Here is a 15,432-nt window from a genome sequence, read left to right as displayed (position 1 = left end):
ACTAGCCTTTAATCTTCAGAGACTTTTGAGACAGCCTCTTAGTATTTAATTGATTTTGATGCTTTCTATCATGGTTCCGGCTCTGACTTTCCTGTCAAGAGTACTACCTATGTCTTCTCGATCTAGTTTTTGGAATCTGCCAGAAGAGGATTCTCCTGTAATTTGCTCGATGGCCGTTCGAAGAAGTATTTCGTTTACGTCACCAAGGGGAAGCAAAAGCTCTGAGCTTTCCAAAGCTTCAACATCTGGAGTAAATCCATTCGTGTAGTCAGATTGATCTAGACTGTTAAAACTTTGTGTTACAATTGGAAGAATACCGTAAGGATTGTCACTATTTTCTTCATCCTCAAAAGGGATGGAGCCTACATTTTTACCATATGTGACATCACCAATGATGTATACATCCATATAAGGTTTCAATCCATTGATGATTAACTCAGAAGCGGAGGCTGTTCTGGAAGAAGTGAGGATATAGACACGATTTCCTTCTAAAATATTTCCCAAATTCTCTGTTTTTGATTCGAATGGCGTTTGGACGTTCTGAAAATCAGAGTATTGACTCAAGAAGCTGTTGTATTTGGTTTTGTAGAAAATATCAGAAGTTGTAACAGCAGGCGCGATTAGGCTAGCCAAGTTTACTGCAGAAGAAACATATCCACCTCCATTGTATCTGAAATCCAAAATCAAATGATCGATAGCTCCGGACTTGAATTTGGCGAAAATCTCATCAGTTTCATCATCGTATTGTGTACTGCTACTTCCAGGTCCTGGAGCAAAGAAGTTGTAAATCAGATATCCAACTTTTTGACCATTGACAGTGTAAATAGAATCAAGGTAATTTGGATCTTCTGCCAACTGAACGGGAGTTAAGGATAAGTTGCCCAAATTCTCAAAAACCAGAGTTTCCTCATTTAGTCTATAATGATCGATCGTGTGAGTGGTAGAAATTTCATCTAGAAGATCTCTGTAATTATCCAGAGTCATCTGGGTATCGTTGATCTTACGGATTCTGTCTCCTCTTTTCAAGTCAACTGCAGAAGCTGGGCTGTTTTTCTTGATATAAGTGACCTCTGCCAAAACATTTTCATTTGCAGAGCTTTCCCTGTAGAGGGTGAATTCATATCCAGCCTCAAGCGTAATTCCATTCAGAGAATTAATCAATTCTTGATAATCGGGGGTGATATATGAGAATCTGTCAGTTGGTCTATTCAACAAAGACTCGAAATATTCTTCAGGATCAGAATCTACTGCAATCGGTGTGTTCATGTCATCCAACCAGTAATAGACCTGATCCATTACGTCCTGTATCCAATTATTCACAGCAGTGTTCGAAGAAGGATCAACGGTTGGGGTAGGGTCATCCTTTTTGTCGCACGAAAAAATTGCAAACGAAAGAAAGAAGAGGAGGGTGATTTGTGAATGCTTGGTTTGCTTCATTGTGGTTGATTTAGATTAATTGAAACGGTGAAAATCCAAACATGTTGTATGCTAATTCAGTGACTGCTAGTAACTAGAACCAAAGGATACGTCATGCGTTTGGCTATCAAGGAGCTTTCCGTCTTCGCACTTCAAAACTCTGTAGGGGTATTTTCTAAGCAGTTCATGGTTGTGAGTCGCCATTAGGATTGCTGTACCTTTTTTGTTGATTTCTTGGAATAACTTAAAGATTCCATCTGCTACACTTGGATCCAGATTTCCTGTTGGTTCATCAGCAAGCAAGATTGAAGGTTCATTTAAGAGTGCGCGGGCGATTACTACTCTTTGTTGCTCACCACCGGAAAGTTGATGGGGCATTTTTGAAGAAGCGTTGTTGAGTCCTACTAGCATCAGGACTTCAGCCATTCTTTCTTTGATCTTGACTTTGTCTTTCCAGCCCGTAGCTTTCATGACAAAGTCTAGATTTTCAGCTACTGTTCTGTCATTGAAAAGCTGAAAATCCTGAAATATGATGCCTAATTTTCTCCTGAGAAATGGGATTTCATTGGTTTTGATAGTGGTTAGATCAAACCCGGCAATATCTACTTTTCCGCTTTTAAGTGCCAAGTCAGCATAAAGTGTTTTCAATAGTGAGCTTTTACCGCTACCGGTTTGCCCAATAAGAAAAACAAATTCATGCTGCTCCACTGAGAAACTGACATTAGAAAGTACCGGGTCGATTCCTTGAAAAATAGTGGCATTGTCTACCTGAAGGACAGGTTGAGTGCTGAAATCCATAGTTATAATTCTAGTTTTTGCAATTTTCCAAAAGGAAGACCATCAATCAACGTCTGGAGTTCCGATTCCTTTCCTTCCAATCCGAATTTTTCAATGTTTTTCATCGGACGGTCTGCTCTAAAATAAGCGACCAACACGAAATTCTCATCTCTAATTTGGATGTAGTCAGGGATTTTTGCTTTTCCTTTTACTTTGATGATATACATAGGGATGGGTGAAAAAAGGTTGGCTCTGTAAAAAGCCAACCTTTAACAATTTATTTTCCTGCTGCTTTGGCATGATCAGCCAAAAACTGTGCTAAACCAGAATCAGTCAATGGATGCTTCAAAAGTCCAGTGATTACTTTCAAAGGACAGGTAACTACATCAGCTCCGATTTCAGCACATTTGATCAAGTGCATGGTATGTCTTACGGAAGCTGCCAACACCTCAGTAGCATAGCCATAATTTTGGTAGATATGAACGATTTGCTCGATCAGTTCCAGTCCATCAAAAGAGATGTCATCTAATCTACCGATAAATGGAGAAACGTAAGAAGCTCCAGCCTTAGCTGCCAATAATGCTTGACCTGAAGAGAAGATTAAAGTACAGTTGGTACGGATGCCTTCACTATGGAAGTATTTGATTGCTTTGACACCCTCCTTGATCATTGGGATTTTTACCACGATTTTATCATCGATTTTGGCAAGTTCTTTTCCTTCTTTGATCATGCCTTCAAAATCGGTGGCAATCACCTCAGCACTAACTTTGTCATCTACGATATCGCAAATAGCCTTGTAATGGGCTCTCACGTTTGCTTCTCCGGTAATTCCCTCTTTTGCCATGAGGGAAGGGTTGGTGGTAACACCATCAAGAACACCAAGGTCATAAGCCTCCTGAATTTCGGAAAGATTGGCGGTGTCAATAAAGAATTTCATCTGAATAGGTTTTTTGATTTGAATTGCTAACAGTTAATCATCCTTGGAGAATGATTAGTTTCAGACAAAGTTAAAAGATAAATCAGGATACGGAACTGGAAAAAAAGCCCAAGTTGAAAAAAGGCAAAAAAAGAAGCGGCATCGCACCGCTACAACCGCCTACCCTTGCTTCCTTCCGGACCTGGGGGATTCAGCAGGAGCTGGTCGTGCCGCTAGACGACAAAGGTACGGCAAAAATTACTCAAAACAAGATTTGGATCGAAAGTTTAGCAGATGCTTCACTATGTTTCTGAGAGTGAGAAACTTGTTTTTTTTATAAAAGAAGGAGGTTTAAGATTCTCCTTCTTTCAAATCGTACTTGATCATCCAGCCCACTCCAAACTTATCTTTGAAACTGGCAAAATATGCACCCCAAAAGGTTTTTTGGTATTCCATTTCCACAACTCCATCTTCAGAAAGTCTTTCGAAGAACTCATGGCCTTGCTCTTTAGTATCTGCATCAATTGAGACATAATTGTTATTGCCAACAATCAATTTATGTCCTAAGCTTGGCATGTTATCACTTGCCATGATTTTATAATGTGGATTGATTCGTAGGCTTACATGCATCACCCGGCCTTGTTCATCTTCGGGGATTTCCATTCCTTGGATGTCTTTGAAGTAGTTAATACCACCTTCGAACTCACCTCCGAATATGGATTGATAGAAAATAAAGGCTTCTTCAGCTTGACCGTCGAAATTGAGATAAGGAAAAATTTTCATGATTTTGAAATTTAGTAATTCATGAAATTTACTTCATTTTGAGTTGGTTTTTATCAACCCTAAAGCTAAAAATCGACAATAGGAGTCCCAAAAAGGATACCCCCATCGCCAAATAAATTTGATGGTAAGAAATTGCGATTGATATATATTGTAGGACAAGTCCGCAAAGCCAAACGAGATGACCCAGGTTGGTTTTTTTATTTACGATTCTTTTAAAATTTCCTTCAAAGGATTCATTTAAAAGAGGTTTGAAAAAGTCTCTATAGTGCCATAAAATCAGAAGGTTCAATCCTAAAAGAAAGGACAAGATAAAGGGTGTTCCTTTCCATTGCATAGAGATTGTGACCATTAGAGTGTTTCCGATTAATGGGATCATCATGATACTTCCGATAAGTTTATATCGGGTGGTAAAAAGAAGGTAACCGATGAAAATTTGTGAAACTGCAATGAATTGACCGTAAAAACCCAACTGATATTCCTCTAGCCTTTCGATCAACCAAGTCGGACCAATCCATCCAAAGTATTGGTGCTCAAAATAAAGCTTGGCCATGCCTGCTCCAAAAAAAGTAAACCCCAAGAATATTGCTGTGCCTTGGATGATGGTTTTCTTGATAGTTGGATTCATGGGTTTTCGGTTAAAGTCTATTTGATTGATGCCTAAAGAAAAAGAATGTTACAGATTCCATGAGAAAAATGATCAGGTTTTATTTATTTATACCTTTTACCAATAAACTCTTTAAAATATGTCAGCAAGTGATTTGGCGCCTGGAAGCAAGTTAAGACATCCCAAGTTTGGAGTGGGGATGATTTTGTCTGTGGATGAAAAATATTATAAGCTTTATTTCTATGATTCTGAGGAAATAAAAACTCTTGGAAGAGACTATGATGGTTTTGAAATTGAAGAGGCGAAAAAACCTGATTTCCCGATTTTGACTCAAAAGGATGTGGAAAAAGCAATCAAAGACGCCTTGATTCAAACTTCCGAAAGAGCTCCAATTATTCCTCTTGGTGGAAAGTGGATTGGAGGATCTGTTGTTTTAAACCCTGGTGACGAAGGTCTTCAAAGCAAAGAGATCCCTATGGATACTTTTTTTCATAAAGTAGTCATGGTAAGGGAGAAGCTTAGGGTCTTGGAGCAGAATATCAACAATCATTCAAAACTGGATGATGAAGACCGTGTTCATTTGCAGCAATATATCACTAGATGTTATGGCTCATTGACGACATTCAATGTGCTGTTTGCTTACAAAGAGGACCAGTTTAAAGGGAGTGGAGGGAAGGACTGATTTTCTTTTGAATAAACGTAATAGGGACAAAATCGTCCGTCGGAGCTCCTATATAATAGACTGTCCAACTTGGATCGTGCTTGGCTAATAATTCTGAAATACAATCAGCACGATGTCCATGAGGATTTTGGCATTCATCCCAATAGAACAATTCTACTTTGTAATGCAAGGATTGTTTTTGATTATTGACGGTCACATCTATTTGGATGTCTTGTTTACCGCCCTCTTGGGGAATAGGTATAGCGATGTAGCTCATAGTCAATTTGTTTATTCAAATGTTTTGTCTAATCGCATGCCAAAATAAAAGTTTGAAATTGGGTTTTTTTACGATGTTTTTGTGTTGGAGATAGGCTGTTTTTCGATCAAAAATGTTCGTGTAAGAACAAAATCATGAAATCATGGAAAACGGAAATAATGCTTTACCTGATTCGGTAAGGCTTCCTTTTAATTTTGACCCCGAAAAGTTAAAAACGGAGTTGAAGGCTTTAGAAAGTGAATATTGGGTAGGTCATTTTGTAAAACACAATTATGAAGGGGATTGGTCAGTTCTTCCTCTCACTGCGCCAAAGGGAAGAGAACATCCTATTTTAATGGCTTCGGCGATTCCTGGGGATCATGAATTTATTTCTACACCATTTCTTGAAAAGAGTTCCTATCTCAAAGAGGTTTTGGGGTCATTTCAAACCCAATTGCGCTCGGCGAGATTGATGAGGTTGGGGCCAAATTCGGAAATAAAGGAGCATAGAGATTTTGACTTGGACGAGAAAGAAGTTCGAATTCATATCCCAATTTTAACTAACTCAAAAGTGTTATTTTTCTTAAATGGAAAAAAGGTTCACATGAATTCCGGAGAATGTTGGTATTTGAAGCTTTCCAACCCACATCGGGTTTTAAATCAAAGTGAAGAAGAGAGGGTTCATCTGGTGATTGATATGGTGTTAAACAGTTGGCTTTGGGATACAATCAATAAGCATGGAGAAACTAATCTCTGACCCATTTTTTCATTTTTGGAAAAGACTCATAGTCACAAAGGTCCATCCAAACCAAAAGTGGGAGCCCAATATAATTTCCAGTTTCGAATTGATCTATTAACATAGGAGAGGCGCCTTTGTAACCATCCTCATGGAAAATTATATCTAGAGGAAGCCCCAAATGCTTGGAGGCTGCAAATGTCCAAGCTAGGACTGCCATTTCATCATCTTGCCCGGGAGTCCGGTGTTGACTCACATCACCTGCAATGATCTTTTTCTCCTCATTATTCATTAGGGCAATGTGGCCTGCTTCATGGATTAAGTCTCCAGGATATTTCAATTTTTCAGGATCTAAAATAAGTGTGCCTCTTTCTATTAAAATCCCAGGTAAAAAAGTGGGTTGATCAAGTTTGGTTTCCTTAACGGGGATGTTGATTTGTTTGAGAAAATCTAAAATGTGTTGTGTTAGTGTCATTTATTTGGGGGTGTTTTATAGGCTTAAAAATGTTTTGTAAGGTTAAATTATAAAACTACATTGGATATTTCATGCAAACAGATTCTTAAAATTATATGAAGCTTTTATTTTTTAGCCAAAGCAATTGGAGTATTCCTTCAATATCAGAATTGGCAAAATCACATGAAATTCTGGGGGTTGTAACTTTTCTAAAAGGGGAGAGATCGAATCCTTTTTTATTAAGCTTTTTGGAAAAAAGAAACATCAAGGCATTGTCATGGGAGGATGTTAAATCTTCTTTAAATGATGATGAGTTAGCAAATTCAGACTTAGGAATAAGTTTTGGTTTTTCTTCTAAGATACCTAAAGAAATCTATGCCAAGATTTCAAAAGGTGTTCTCAATGTTCATTTTGGGAAGTTGCCAAAGTATGCCGGCCCAGCCCCATTATTTTGGACAATAAAAAACATGGAAAAATCTCTAAGTATTTCATTTCATATAATCAATGAAGACTGGGATGCTGGTGAATTACTATTGGAAGAAGAGTTGCCGATTTTTCCAGGGGAACCTTTTGGTCTACTAGGCTCTCGAGCCTCTCTATTATCAAGTCAAAAACTTGACAACTTGTTACGAACATTTGAGGGTAATGTGCCCGAGATTTTAGAGGTGAATTTTACTCCTTTGAAAAGACCCTCTGATATTGATCTAACCATAGATTGGAAAAAACAATCAGCGGATGAAATAGAAGCGTTGATCAATGCTTCAAACCCTGCATATGGAGGAGCAATTTCAAGTTTTAGAGGAAGTCCCATTCGAATTTTGGAAGTCAGTCCTGCTGAAGCAAATATTAATGGGATTTTTGCCCCTGGATCGGTTGTGTATTCTGATCCGCAATATGGAATTTTTGTGATTTGTGGTGATAATAAACATTTGAGAATTAATATACTACAGCTGGAAGGAACTGTCCTTTCTGGCCAAAAACTAGCCGCTTTAGGCGTAAGGGTTTATGAGAAATTCGAGTAAAATGCTATATTTTTTAATTAAAAATGTTTTATCATATTACTCCTTGTTTTTTTAATAATATAGAAAGCATTTTAGTTTTAAAATTTAATTCTTTAATTGTAATATTTAAAAGAATAAAATTGGGTTTTAAGGTTTTTTTTACTGAATTTATCAATCTGAATTAGATTATTTTTAAAAGAATGAGCATTCATAGGAGATCATTTTTAGAAAAAATTGGACTTGGACTAGGAGTCCTCGCACTTCCAGAGATCGGTTGGAGTGCTAATTTATTAGCGAATGACAACCGGTCAGATTATATACTTCACTTTGGAGCAAATACCTTTCAAGAGGAAGGGGTTGTTAAAAAGATTGAAAAACTCGGTTCACCGATTGTTTTCACAACTAATCCCACGAGTTCTCGCACTTCAACGAAAGTCAAGTTGGATGGTGTGCTGTTTACCGAGATTTTATCAAAGGAATTGAAAATTGATAAAAATACCCCTTGGGTAAATACTCTAATTAAAGACCGTCCCGAATTTGTCAATGAATATTTGATTATAAAGAGAATGGGGCAGAAAATAGGGGTTTTAGGAGTGGATCTTGAAAGTCAACAAGGTACGTTGGAAGAGATTTTGGAAAGTCTTGATGCTAAGGCTATTAATTTAAAAAAGGACTTCAATTGCAGTCAGGTTTTTTGTCTCTTAAATAGTCAAGAAGGTGGTGATTCAGGATTTAATTTTAAAGAAGTAATAGCAATCAGCGGAGAGATTGATTTCTTCTTTGCGGAAAGTACTTATAGAAAGGTCAATAATCTATTTGCTTACTCTAATAAGAATGGAAGGCAAATCTTGTTGAGTATTAATGCCAATAAGGATGAAAATAGTTCCAGTATTGAAATTAAGGAGTCGGCTATAGCAAGTTTTATTAGTGATTAAAATTTTATGTCCTCTTTCTAATCGGCCTGATTTGATTATGTCGTGGAATATCCCATAAAGATCAATTTCAGCAAGCTTCCGTCTACTTGCCTGTTTATCAAAAAGGATTTGGTAGCTAGAATGATTGAAGATAATCAGATTGAATATTCAAGTTTAACGTAATTAATATTTACATAAACAATTTTTATTATGGAACCACTTTTAGGCCAAATAATAATGTTTGGCGGGAATTTCGCACCACGAGGTTGGGCGTTTTGTGATGGTCAATTATTGCCAATTTCTCATAACGATGCTTTATTTTCCATCTTAGGAACCACCTATGGAGGTGATGGCAGAACGACTTTTGCACTTCCAGACTTGAGAGGTAGAGCTCCAATTGGACCACGGAATGGTCCAGGATTGTCAGATTATAGATTGGGACAAAGAGGAGGGGCAGAGAATGTGACATTGAATACCACTCAGATCCCAAATCATACTCATAATCTAAATGCAAGCCCAAATGCGGGTACTTCAGCTACTCCAACAGGGAATTTAATAGCAAAGCATCAAGTAACAATTGAGCGTGGTAATACTGTGGATGGAGAATCTTTTACTCCGGATGCTTCAGGAATTGGTCCAATGAACCCGGCTTCTATTTCTGCAACAGGAGGGAGTCTTTCTCACGAGAATAGGCCTCCGTATATGGCTATCAATTATATCATTGCTTTAGTAGGGATCTACCCTTCTAGAAATTAATGATGGGTGAAGCCCCGTTTATTTGAATTTGAAAAATTTGATTGAGGAAAATCGATCCTCTTGAAATAAATAAGCCCATGGAACGACTTACTAAATATTTTGTAGGGATTTTTATCTTTTTTCTAATCTCTATTTTCCCTTCGTTTTCACAGACTACCATTGATTTTAATTCCTATACAGTAAATGAGACTTTTCCTGGATTAAGTCACGTTGAGGGCGATTTGAAATTCGAGGTCATTTTAGGGCCAGATGGTGTATGTACCAACTGTATTGGGGTGGATTCTAATGAAGGTAAAGATGGTACTCCAGGTTTGGATGATGCCAACTTTATAGAATTTGGGATTGTGGCATGGAAAATTTCCAAAGCAGATAATTCTCCCTTTCAGTTTTTGAGTCTATGGATACAGGAACGGGGATTAGGTTCTACATCTGGAACAATTAAAGCCTTCAAAGGTGGCTCACAGGTCGGAAGTACAGTGGATATTGATTTCAATAGTAATTCAGTCGGTTTGAAGTCATTTTCTTCTAATCCAGATTTCTATGATGTTGATTATGTCTATTTAGAAGCTGCCGATTTTTATGTGATCATGGATGAAATTACTTATGATGATCCATTTACTGTAGGAGATTCTGATCCTGCTGAAGTGACAGGAATTAACCTTGTAGGATCTCCTTTAAGCACCGCGACTTCTGTGACTTATCAGGTAGATTTTTCGAAAAATGCCTCCAACATTAGTATAGACGATTTTACATTGACCACCACCGGAACTGCTACTGGGACTATAAGCGCTGTTTCAAGTGGCACAGGGACTAGTGTAACAGTTACTGTAAATGGGATTTCTGGAGAAGGTACTATTCGGTTGGATTTATTGGCAGGAACTGACATTAAAAGCGATACAAATGTTACAGGAACTGCTGCGTTTACTTCCGGCCAAATTCATAATGTAAGTCCATGTCTGGTGGAGGACTTTGAGGATGAGACGGATGGTAGTAGCTCATTCTCCTATGGTGGATTTACATTCTCGATCACAGGGAATATGGAAGTTCATACAGAGACTCCTCCAATTGGTATCAATGGTTCCAGTAACGTATTGATCAATACAGGTTCAGGAACTTATAGCATAAGTTCAGGAGTTGAGTTCAATTTCAAAAAGTTTGCAGTTTATCTTTCATCAAATCCTAATGGAACCACACCAACTGATGATGGAAGTATCACAGTAGTAGGGAAAAATGGCGGGTCTCAAGTCTATTCGGTTACTAAAGCTTCTGGATTTCCTACGGATTTTAGCTCAAATAGTGGGTATTATATTTTTGATTTAAAAACAGAAGGTGGAACAGATAACTCTGTAAAATCAGTTGATGAAATCGAGATTTCAATCGGAGGTTCATTTCAATATATCAATATCGATAATTTCGAATTTTGTGCAGATGATATAGCTCCAAGTGGTTATACAGTCAACATAGATCAAGATCCAATCACCCAGGATAATGATGACGCAGTAAGCTTTACTTTTGCCGGAGCCGAAATAGGAACTACCTATGAGTATACTTTTACAAGTTCTGGAGGTGGTACCCCAGTAACTGGTTCAGGTACTATTTTGACAACAACAGACCAAATTACCGGGATTGATTTAAGTGGTCTTGGGATAGGAACAATTACACTATCCGTTAACTTGACGGATGCATCGAATAATGAGGGATTACCAGCAACTGATAACGTGCTGAAAAAAATTAACAATGCACCCGTAGTCACTCCTCCGACTATTTCTGGAGTGCAAGAAGATGTTATTTATGATATCCCTGATGACATTCAGGTAGCAGACATTGATGGAGATGATCAAACCTTAACCTTTACTGTAACAGGTGGTACAGTGACTTTGGGCACAACAGGAATTACTTTTGGAGGATCCGGTAATGGCTCTGCTAGCTTTACAGCTTCCGGTACATTAACAGATATCAATGCCGCCTTAGATGCAGCAACTTTTGTTTCTGATTTGAACTTAAATGGCGCAGGCACCGGTTCTATTTCATTTGTATCGAATGATGGATCTGTCGATTCCAATACTGCTTCGGTGACTTTTGATATTGAAGCAATTAATGATGATCCGACTTTAACAGGATTTCCGATTTCCTTAACGATGCAGGAAGATGGGACTTTAGAAGTTGCCACTCCTCTTCAAATAGCAAATATCATTGATATTGATGCGACTCTTGGAGGAACTAGAACCATCATTTTTGAGGCAACAGCAGGGCATTTTGAGGGTACGCTGATCCCATTGGGTATATCAGTCTCTGGAGATGGAACCAATCGCCTAACGCTGGAAGGAACCCCTACTAAGTTTTTTGAAGGTATATTGAATGGAAGTTTGTTTGTACATTATTTCCCGGAGGAAAATATAAATGGAGTAGGAGCTGACCAGATTTCATTGTATGCCAATGACAATGGAAACACAGGAACAGGCGGGGGAACTGATGTGCTCCTTGGGACAGTATCCATAAATATTGAGGCAGTTAATGATCCACCATTTTTTATCGGCTTGCCTACAGATATTTCTGTTATTGCGGGAGTTCAAAGTAATATAGATCTTTCTGCGGCTACTTTCGGAGATGTAGATGCGGGTTCAGCTCAAGTTAGTTTAACATTAAAAGATCTAACGATGAGTGGGGTAATTTCTTCTGAAGGTAGCAGTGGCGGCGTGATTACTCAAAGATTGCCAGAAGGACTTGTTTTAATTGGTACAGCTCAGGATATAGAGACATACTTAAATAATCCTAACAATTTGAAATTGATTGTTGGGCCAGGTTTAGTAGGGAATAATGCTTTTACCATTTCTTTAACTGCGAGTGACTTTGGGAATACTGGTACAGGGGGAGGATTTGCGGATTTTGGATCCATCAATATTGATGTAGATCCACTGATCTCGATTTCTACCAATGATGTCTCGGTAGCAGAAGGAGATGCTGGTACCTCAACTTTACAGTTTACAGTGTCATTAGATAATCCAGCTCCAGCAGGCGGAGTAACTGTTGATTTTGCTACTTCTGGTGGAACAGCTACTGCAGGAACGGATTACATAGCTGCCTCTGGCACACTTAATTTTGCTGTTGGAGAAACCAGTAAGACGATTGATGTTTCTATCAACGGAGATACTGAACTAGAAGGAAGTGAAACATTTACTTTAACCCTTTCTAACCCTACTGGGACGGGAGTCGTCCTTGAGGATGCTACGGGAACGGGATTAATCTTTAATGATGATTACAAAAAGGCTAGTAGAATCTATTGGGCGAATAATTCTAGCATTCAATCTGCCAAATTAGATGGGTCTGATATTCAAACAGTGCTAACTGGAAGCTATACAGGGGTTCATATTGATAACATTAATCAAAAAATATATTTCCATTTAAATGGTGGTAATATATTCAAAGCAGACCTAGATGGATCCAATGTAGAAACTATAATTTCTGGAGCACAAGCTTCTGGAATTGCATTAGATCTTGCCAATAACAAAATATACTGGTCGCAATTTTATTTGGATAAAATAAGAAGAGCCAATTTAGATGGGACCAATGTGGAAGATGTACTTACAACATCTAATAATCCTTCTGGGGTGTTTGTTGACAATTTCAACGGTAAATTATATTGGGGTAAGTATAATAGTGATGTGTTTTCAAGATCAAATTTAGATGGATCGAATATAGAAGATGTGATTAGTGGGTTAAATCAACCTTGGGCTGTGCATGTTGATGCCTTAAATAGTAAAATGTATTTTACGGATCGTTCTCAATTAAGAAGAGCCGATTTAAATGGATCAAATATTGAAAGTCTATCTACAACTGGAACACCACAAGGTTTGGATCTTGATTTGGAAGCAGGTAAAGTATATTATGGAGGATCAGGAATCCGAATAGCAAATTTGGACGGAACTAGTGATGCGGAAATAATACCATCAGCTTCCTCAGGCACAGTTTGGGGAATTGCATTGAGTACCGAAGACCCTGAGGTACTTGTTTCGGTGGATGATCCATCTGTGGCAGAAGGAAATTCGGGAAGTACCACCCTCACATTTACTGTAAGTTTAGATAATCCAGCTCCTGCAGGAGGAGCCACAGTTGATTATGCTACTTCTGATGGCACAGCTAAAGCTGGATCAGATTATTCAGCTGCTTCAGGTACCCTAAATTTTGCAGAAGGTGAAACCAGTAAGGCGGTTGATATAAGTATTGTGGGGGATGAGACTGTAGAACTTGATGAGACTCTAACGCTCACACTTTCCAACCCGACAGGTACAAATGTTATCCTCTCAGATGATACCGGTATTGGTACAATTACCAACGATGATCAAGCCACAGTCACTATTGAAGATGTAGCTGTTGATGAAAATAGTGGGACAGCAGTTATTACAGTTATTTTAGATAATGCAGTAGATGGAGGATTTGATGTGGATGTAAGCACTGCTGATGGAACAGCCACTACCGCAGATGCAGATTATATAGCTGTGATATCTCAGACACTTGCTTTTGCTGGTACGGCAGGAGAGTCGAAGACTTTTAACATTACACTAGGTGCTGATTCCAAAGTGGAGTTAGACGAGACGGTGTCCATTTCTATGAGTAACCTTGCAGGTACAACATTAAATGTAGACATCATAGATGCTGCGACCTTAACGATAATAAATGATGATTTTGCCATTGTGACCATTGCCGATGTAAGCGGAAATGAAGATGATGGAGCAATTACTATTACCGCAAGCCTGGATAATGCAGTTGTAGGTGGATTTACTGTGAATGTCAGTTCATTGGATGGAACTGCCATAGCTGGCGTTGATTATACTTCTGTTTTGACCAGTCTAATCTTTGCTGGAACAGCTGGTGAAACTCAAGCATTTACATTGACTCCTACTTCAGATGCACTTGTTGAAGCGAATGAAACAGTACTGATATCCATGAGTGGTCTGGTACCTTCTATTGTTTCCCCTGGATCGATTGATATTACAGATGGGGCTGTCGTCACTATTTTGAATGATGATGTAGATGCTCCAAGCACTCCAGATTTAGCTGCAAGCAGTGATTCAGGAATCAGTGATTCGGATAATATTACCAATGATTTAACTCCGACTTTCACAGGCACAGCCCTTGCAAATAGCACAGTCACAGTTATAAGTGATCTAGATGGTGTATTGGGTACAACGGTGGTTGATGGATCTGGTAATTGGAGCTTTACAGCTGTTGTTAATGTTTCTACAGGAATTCACTCTATCACTGCAAAAGCTACAGATCTTGCCAACAATGACAGTCCACCATCAACTGGTTTATCAGTAACCTTTGATAATCAAGCTCCAGTACCAATTGTAATTGGAGGCATTGGAGTTCAATTAGATAACAATGGAATGACTCCAAGTTTATCACCATCTGACTTTTTAGCAGTCGCAATTTCAGATGATTATTCAGCACCAGGTAATATTGTGTTAAGTCTGGATAAAGCAATCTTTGATTGTTCCAATGTTGGAAATAACCCTGTCACCATAACTGCTACCGATGAAGCAGGAAATTCAGATTTTGCTGTTAGTAAAGTATTTGTTCAGGATGTCATAAATCCCACAATTTTGGCTAAACCATCCATTACTTTGAATGTTGAAGCATTTGGAACAGTCGATTTAACTGTAGGAATGGTTGATGAAGGGTCCTATGATAATTGTAGTATTCTTTCTCAGGTATTAAGCAAAACTACTTTTGATAGAAATGATGAGGGGCTGAATAACATCACTTATACAGTAACAGATGTCAATGGTAATGATGCCCAAGTGAATGTGGCAGTTACTGTGGTAGTGGTTCCTAAAGTCTTGAATATAGTTGCAGATGCCGGACAATCTAAAGTGTATGGTGATCCAGATCCTTCATTCACTTTTACTGCTACTGGTTTTGAAGGTATGGATGATGAAACAATCTTAACCGGATCGCTTGGAAGAGCAGCCGGGGAAGATGTGGGAACCTATGCGATTACTATAGGCACACTAAATGCAGGTCCAAATTATGCAATCAACTTCACTTCGGCAGATTTTGAGATCACCAAAGCAATTTTGGATATTACAGCCGATGCAGGTCAAAGCAAAGTATACGGTGATGCAGATCCTGTATTCAGCTATCAAGTTGCAGGATTA

Annotated in this window: 14 protein-coding genes and 1 other RNA gene; 6 read left to right on the top strand and 9 right to left on the bottom strand. The window is 38.4% G+C overall.

What is annotated here, in order from left to right; translation table 11 throughout:
* Positions 1–45: 45 nt before the first annotated feature.
* From O0V13_RS20980 to O0V13_RS20950, 7 genes are all read right to left on the bottom strand, one after another.
* Entirely contained in the window at positions 46–1,437 is a 1,392-nt protein-coding gene (locus tag O0V13_RS20980; protein ID WP_268036980.1) for a S41 family peptidase, read from the bottom strand.
* 66 nt (positions 1,438–1,503) lie between these two features.
* The gene (locus tag O0V13_RS20975; RefSeq protein WP_268036979.1) at positions 1,504–2,214 is read right to left on the bottom strand and encodes a cell division ATP-binding protein FtsE; all 711 of its coding nucleotides are present in this window, start codon (positions 2,212–2,214) and stop codon (positions 1,504–1,506) included.
* Between the two features lie 2 nt (positions 2,215–2,216).
* Positions 2,217–2,420, bottom strand: coding sequence for a fructose-6-phosphate aldolase (locus O0V13_RS20970; RefSeq protein WP_268036978.1), 204 nt, complete (start codon positions 2,418–2,420; stop codon positions 2,217–2,219).
* A gap of 50 nt (positions 2,421–2,470) precedes the next feature.
* Entirely contained in the window at positions 2,471–3,130 is a 660-nt protein-coding gene (fsa, locus tag O0V13_RS20965) for a fructose-6-phosphate aldolase (RefSeq protein WP_268036977.1), read from the bottom strand.
* A 129-nt stretch (positions 3,131–3,259) separates the two neighbouring features.
* Positions 3,260–3,346, bottom strand: an RNA gene (gene ffs, locus O0V13_RS20960) — signal recognition particle sRNA small type.
* A 114-nt stretch (positions 3,347–3,460) separates the two neighbouring features.
* Positions 3,461–3,892 carry a VOC family protein gene (locus tag O0V13_RS20955; protein ID WP_268036976.1) on the bottom strand — a complete coding sequence of 144 codons (432 nt, stop codon included), beginning with the start codon at positions 3,890–3,892 and terminating at the stop codon, positions 3,461–3,463.
* 28 nt (positions 3,893–3,920) lie between these two features.
* Positions 3,921–4,517, bottom strand: coding sequence for a hypothetical protein (locus O0V13_RS20950; RefSeq protein WP_268036975.1), 597 nt, complete (start codon positions 4,515–4,517; stop codon positions 3,921–3,923).
* 118 nt (positions 4,518–4,635) lie between these two features.
* Between O0V13_RS20950 and O0V13_RS20945 the strand changes: the two genes are divergently transcribed.
* A complete protein-coding gene (locus O0V13_RS20945) occupies positions 4,636–5,178 on the top strand; it encodes a hypothetical protein (protein WP_268036974.1) in 543 nt (180 codons plus the stop codon).
* On the opposite strand, the gene O0V13_RS20940 is transcribed toward O0V13_RS20945, so the two are convergent.
* The gene (locus tag O0V13_RS20940; protein WP_268036973.1) at positions 5,153–5,434 is read right to left on the bottom strand and encodes a hypothetical protein; all 282 of its coding nucleotides are present in this window, start codon (positions 5,432–5,434) and stop codon (positions 5,153–5,155) included. The genes O0V13_RS20945 and O0V13_RS20940 overlap by 26 nt on opposite strands.
* Positions 5,435–5,576: 142 nt before the next feature.
* Between O0V13_RS20940 and O0V13_RS20935 the strand changes: the two genes are divergently transcribed.
* Complete coding sequence (locus O0V13_RS20935) at positions 5,577–6,170, top strand: aspartyl/asparaginyl beta-hydroxylase domain-containing protein (protein WP_268036972.1); 594 nt, start codon at positions 5,577–5,579, stop codon at positions 6,168–6,170.
* Here the strand turns inward: O0V13_RS20935 and O0V13_RS20930 are convergent.
* Positions 6,160–6,624 (bottom strand): hypothetical protein, encoded by a 465-nt coding sequence (locus tag O0V13_RS20930; RefSeq protein ID WP_268036971.1) that lies wholly within the window; start codon positions 6,622–6,624, stop codon positions 6,160–6,162. The two genes, O0V13_RS20935 and O0V13_RS20930, sit on opposite strands and share 11 nt — an antisense overlap.
* A 95-nt stretch (positions 6,625–6,719) precedes the next feature.
* On the opposite strand from O0V13_RS20930, the gene O0V13_RS20925 reads away from it, so the two are divergent.
* The 4 genes from O0V13_RS20925 to O0V13_RS20910 form a co-directional block, all read left to right on the top strand.
* Positions 6,720–7,625 (top strand): methionyl-tRNA formyltransferase, encoded by a 906-nt coding sequence (locus O0V13_RS20925; protein ID WP_268036970.1) that lies wholly within the window; start codon positions 6,720–6,722, stop codon positions 7,623–7,625.
* A gap of 179 nt (positions 7,626–7,804) precedes the next feature.
* Entirely contained in the window at positions 7,805–8,539 is a 735-nt protein-coding gene (locus O0V13_RS20920; RefSeq protein WP_268036969.1) for a hypothetical protein, read from the top strand.
* A gap of 189 nt (positions 8,540–8,728) precedes the next feature.
* Positions 8,729–9,274 carry a phage tail protein gene (locus O0V13_RS20915; protein ID WP_268036968.1) on the top strand — a complete coding sequence of 182 codons (546 nt, stop codon included), beginning with the start codon at positions 8,729–8,731 and terminating at the stop codon, positions 9,272–9,274.
* Between the two features lie 77 nt (positions 9,275–9,351).
* Positions 9,352–15,432: Calx-beta domain-containing protein (locus tag O0V13_RS20910; protein WP_268036967.1), on the top strand; the 6,081-nt coding region annotated here is incomplete at its 3' end.

This window comes from Algoriphagus sp. PAP.12 (genome assembly GCF_026652115.1).
Taxonomy (GTDB): Bacteria; Bacteroidota; Bacteroidia; order Cytophagales; family Cyclobacteriaceae; genus Algoriphagus.
Note: the sequence above shows the minus strand (reverse complement) of the source record. Positions and strands in the feature narration are given on the sequence as shown.

Coding starts and splice junctions, on each gene's coding strand:
- O0V13_RS20920 (WP_268036969.1), top strand. CDS start 7,805: ATGAGCATTCATAGGAGATCATTTTTAGAAAAAATTGGACTTGGACTA.
- O0V13_RS20945 (WP_268036974.1), top strand. CDS start 4,636: ATGTCAGCAAGTGATTTGGCGCCTGGAAGCAAGTTAAGACATCCCAAG.
- fsa (WP_268036977.1), bottom strand. CDS start 3,130: ATGAAATTCTTTATTGACACCGCCAATCTTTCCGAAATTCAGGAGGCT.
- O0V13_RS20955 (WP_268036976.1), bottom strand. CDS start 3,892: ATGAAAATTTTTCCTTATCTCAATTTCGACGGTCAAGCTGAAGAAGCC.
- O0V13_RS20925 (WP_268036970.1), top strand. CDS start 6,720: ATGAAGCTTTTATTTTTTAGCCAAAGCAATTGGAGTATTCCTTCAATA.
- O0V13_RS20950 (WP_268036975.1), bottom strand. CDS start 4,517: ATGAATCCAACTATCAAGAAAACCATCATCCAAGGCACAGCAATATTC.
- O0V13_RS20935 (WP_268036972.1), top strand. CDS start 5,577: ATGGAAAACGGAAATAATGCTTTACCTGATTCGGTAAGGCTTCCTTTT.
- O0V13_RS20930 (WP_268036971.1), bottom strand. CDS start 6,624: ATGACACTAACACAACACATTTTAGATTTTCTCAAACAAATCAACATC.
- O0V13_RS20980 (WP_268036980.1), bottom strand. CDS start 1,437: ATGAAGCAAACCAAGCATTCACAAATCACCCTCCTCTTCTTTCTTTCG.
- O0V13_RS20970 (WP_268036978.1), bottom strand. CDS start 2,420: ATGTATATCATCAAAGTAAAAGGAAAAGCAAAAATCCCTGACTACATC.
- O0V13_RS20975 (WP_268036979.1), bottom strand. CDS start 2,214: ATGGATTTCAGCACTCAACCTGTCCTTCAGGTAGACAATGCCACTATT.
- O0V13_RS20940 (WP_268036973.1), bottom strand. CDS start 5,434: ATGAGCTACATCGCTATACCTATTCCCCAAGAGGGCGGTAAACAAGAC.
- O0V13_RS20915 (WP_268036968.1), top strand. CDS start 8,729: ATGGAACCACTTTTAGGCCAAATAATAATGTTTGGCGGGAATTTCGCA.